A 2,477-nucleotide genomic window follows, 5' to 3' on the forward strand; every position below is an offset into this window, starting at 1 on the left:
CGCATCTGAGTCTGAGTCTGAGTCAGCATCTGCATCTGCGTCTGCATCTGCGTCTGCATCTGAATCAGCATCTGCATCTGCGTCTGAGTCTGCATCTGAGTCAGAGTCTGCATCTGAATCTGAGTCTGCATCTGAATCTGCGTCTGCATCTGAATCACTGTCTGCATCTGAATCAGAGTCTGCATCTGAGTCGCTGTCGGCATCTGAGTCAGAGTCTGCATCTGAGTCAGAATCCGCATCTGAGTCTGAGTCTGCATCTGAATCACTGTCTGCGTCTGAATCTGAGTCATCTTTAGCACCATGGATGATTACTTCATCTTGTGGTTCTTCAATGATTTCTCCAGTTTCAGGATCTTTCAAGCCATCTTTACCTGGGATAACTTTAGTTTCACCTTCTGGTAAGTTTGGATCAATTTCTTCACGAGTACCATGAGGAATAATTTCAGGTGCATAGTTAACAATTTCGTCTGTTGGTTCTTTCGTTACTTCCGCTGTTGGATCGCCTTCGCCTACTTTTTCTCCTGTTAATGGATTAATTGTAGTTGGTGTTGTTGTTGTTTTTTCACCATTTTCACCTTTTTGAGCTACTTTATCAGGGCTACCAGGTTCCATTGTTGGATCTAATACACGCTTAGTTTCATATGGAATTTCTTCTTTAGTAACCTCTGGTTCACCTGCTTTTGGTCCATGTTTTGTGACATCGTCAACTGGCGGTGTTACCACTTCACCTGTTTCTGGGTTCTTGATTCCTGGTTTACCTGGCACTTCTTCTGTACTATCAATTGGTAAGTTTGGATCGAATTCATCTTGGTGTCCTTGAGGCACTGCTTCAGGTGCAAAGTGTACAATCTCATCAACTGGATTTTTTGTTACTTCTGTTGTTGGTTCACCACGTTCAACTACATCTCCTGTATCAGGGTCAACTTTAGTTGGTGTAGTTGTTGTTGATTCTCCATCTTCACCTTTTTGTACAATAACGTCAGGTGATCCTGGTTCTAGAGTTGGATCAAACTCACGAATAGTTTTATGAGGAATTGGTTCTTTCGTTACTTCCACATCATCAATTAAATCAGCTTGAGGCGTTGTAATTGTTACACCTTCAAGATTTGTTCTCATAATTCCATCAGAATATCTATTTTGCATATGACTTGAAGTAATTAAAAAATTATATTTTTGAGATTTATCGATTCCTAAATTATCTGTAGTAGCTGTCCAAGTCTTACCTGCATATGTAGCAGTTATTGTACTTGTTGCTGCATCATAATTTAATACTACATCATTTAATCTTTGGCCATGGAATTTACCATCAAGATGATTAGTTGTATTATCTGCATATTGAATTTTGTTTGGTGGATTATCTTTTGTATTTAGGGCATTTTGACCAACTTGGTTAGTCACACCATCTGCATCGTTTCTAACAAATGTACCGTAACCAACTTTTGCTGCGCCAATTTGGCTTAGATTCTTTGTTTTATCTCCATCGATTTTATCGACTTTACCATTATCATTATTGTATGCGGTGTCAATTTTAAAACCAGATGCATTTGCCATACCTTTGTCTCTTAAAATACCACCTTGGTTTAAGAAGTCTTGTCCATTTCCTTGAGTAAAGGTAAAGCCCCAACCATCTGCTCCTGTTGTATTACTTTGATTGTTGTTTGCTACTGGAACAGTAATTGTAAAGTCTTTATTGAAATCAATTTTATCTTTGTATTCTAATGCACCTTTAGTTCCTGTATTAGGATTAAAGTTTGTATTGAATGCAGTTAGCTTTTCTTCATCAGGGAATTCTTCTTTATAAGTTCTATGAATTATATCTCCATATTCAGCAAAGTTACCAGTTCCCTTTTTAGTAACTGTGTCTTGTGTAGCTGCTCTTAATGCTGTTGCTGAATTGTTAACATTTGTTGTTCTAGCATAGCTGCTTACTGAACGGAGTGTTGCTGTTGGTTGTGCGTTTTCTTTGTTAGCTGTTTCTTTAAGTGCTTCACTTAAAGCTATTTTTTTAATTTCTTCATTAGATAAATTTGAAATATCTTTTGGTAATACTTTTTCAATTTCAGCTTTTTCTGCTTCTGTCACTTCAGATTTTTCATATAAATCTTTAGCAACTGTATCTACAACTTGAGTTCTCTCAGTTTCTGCTGGTTGAGTATTAGAATTGCTCTTAGCATTTGTGTCTTCAACTGCTGGTGTTTTTTCTGTTGCTACTTTATTTGTTTCTTCAGCTTTTGGTGCTTCTTCTGTTGCTGCTTTGTTTGTTTCTTCAGCTGCTGGCGCTTCTTCTGTTGTTGCTTTGTTTGTTTCTTCAGCTGCTGGCGCTTCTTCTGTTGCTACTTTGTTTGTTTCTTCAGCTGTTGGCGCTTCTTCTGTTGTTGCTTTGTCTGCTTCTTCAGCTGTTGGCGCTTCTTCTGTTGTTGCTTTATCTGCTTCTTCAGCTGCTGGCGCTTCTTCTGTTGTTGCTTTGTCTGCTTCTT

1 protein-coding gene is annotated in these 2,477 nt (G+C 38.2%); it reads right to left on the reverse strand.

The genetic code is table 11. The annotated features are described in order from the left end of the window. Positions 1-2,477, reverse strand: a 2,477-nt coding sequence (locus tag CD032_RS13150; protein ID WP_258026260.1) for an E domain-containing protein, incomplete at both ends; no start/stop codon positions are given.

Source organism: Staphylococcus cohnii subsp. cohnii (assembly GCF_002902365.1).
Lineage (GTDB): Bacteria > Bacillota > Bacilli > Staphylococcales > Staphylococcaceae > Staphylococcus > Staphylococcus cohnii.